Below are 1,453 nucleotides of genomic sequence, written 5' to 3'. Positions count from 1 at the left end.
TTAGCAGCCTGTCGGGTTGGTCATTTTGAGGGTTATAAGGCCGAGGCTGACCCGGCTTATGCCGCCTGAAGCCGTGCCATTCTTTTGCAGTTGTATGCGAGAGCGACGAGTGTCCATTCGGTCGTGACTTTTGCAAGGCTGCGCAGACTGAACCTTCTGAAGCCCATGATGCTTTTGATAATTCCAAAGACCGGCTCCACGGTCTGTTTTCGTAGTCTGTAAACATCTCCGGCTTCTGTGGTTTCCAGTCTCGCCTTCATGGCGAGCCGCCAGGGTTCGGTTATCCGGCGTGGCTCCTTTGCTTCGGGATGGGGTCGGAAGTCGTAAGGCCTGCGGGCACAGGGCCGTCCAATGGCGACCAGCGGATCAATGCCCTTTTCCTGCAGTTTCCGGACCGCCTGTCCGCTGGCGTAACCGGTGTCGGCAAGCACCTTCTCCGGGAGACCGATTGTGTCTTCCATCGACAGCACCGTGTCGGCAAAGGATGGCGCATCCGCTGACGTGGCGACAACGTCGGTTGTCACGATCAACTGACTGCCTTCGGCGCAGACCACGGCCTGGGCATTGTAAGCCTGCCGGAACTCGTGAGCGTCCGAACGCCGCATGAGGCGGCTGTCGGGATCGGTCAGACTGATCTGCCGGTCGGGTGGTGGTTCATCATCGGGCGGTTTGGGCGCCCGGCCGCGACGCCCTGTTTTTGCGTCATACACCGCCTTCTTTTTCTCGTATGCCGATCGCGCCGCCTCGGCCTGCGCCTTCGCATCTGCTTCCAGCCGGGCGCAGGCTTCGTCCAGCTTCGCTTTCAGTGTTTCCCGTCGGGCAAGCGCTTCCGGCAATGCCTGCAGATCGCTGTCTGTGGCATCTGCGTGCTCCGCCTGGTCCATCAGTTTCGCGATATCCACCGCCAGCTGTTCGCGCAGCGCCCTGATCCGGTCGTAGCGCAGGGAACGGTATTTCGAAGCGTCGGCATCAATTTTCGTGCCGTCGATCGATACTACACCCAGACGCAGCAGACCCGCCTCGCGCGCCAGAAGCAGAACCTGCGCAAATGCAGCTTCAATGGCGCCCCTGTTCGTCCGGCGGAAGGTCGCAATCGTATCATGATCCGGATGCAGGTTCGCCGCCACGAAGCGTACCCCGATGTCGCGATATGTCGCCCGCTCGATCCGGCGTGAGGAAAACAACCCGTTCGCATAGCTGAAGATCAGAAGGGCCAACATCAGACGCGGATGGTACTGTGCCTTGCCATCCGTGCGCACTGGCACGCAGAACGCACTCATCGGAACCCGCTCAACGGCGGCTACAATGAAATGCGCCATATCGTCAGCAGGAAGCCACGACTTCAGATCAGGAGGCAGAAGATACGGCTGAGACCGGTCAAACGGGATGAAGCTGCTCATCTCACCACCTTACAACCTTACCCCTTCACTGGGTAACCCAACCCGACAGGCTG

1 protein-coding gene is annotated in these 1,453 nt (G+C 59.8%); it reads right to left on the bottom strand.

What is annotated here, in order from left to right:
- Positions 1-56: 56 nt before the first annotated feature.
- Positions 57-1,400, bottom strand: coding sequence for an IS1182 family transposase (locus GOB87_RS16415; protein WP_166319174.1), 1,344 nt, complete (start codon positions 1,398-1,400; stop codon positions 57-59).
- Positions 1,401-1,453: the final 53 nt, after the last annotated feature.

Origin of the sequence: Acetobacter estunensis, from assembly GCF_011516945.1 — a bacterium.
GTDB lineage: Bacteria > Pseudomonadota > Alphaproteobacteria > Acetobacterales > Acetobacteraceae > Acetobacter > Acetobacter estunensis.
Note: the sequence above shows the minus strand (reverse complement) of the source record. Positions and strands in the feature narration are given on the sequence as shown.

What these genes read in the sequence shown, in the direction of transcription:
- GOB87_RS16415 (WP_166319174.1), bottom strand. Translation starts at nt 1,400, where the DNA reads ATGAGCAGCTTCATCCCGTTTGACCGGTCTCAGCCGTATCTTCTGCCT.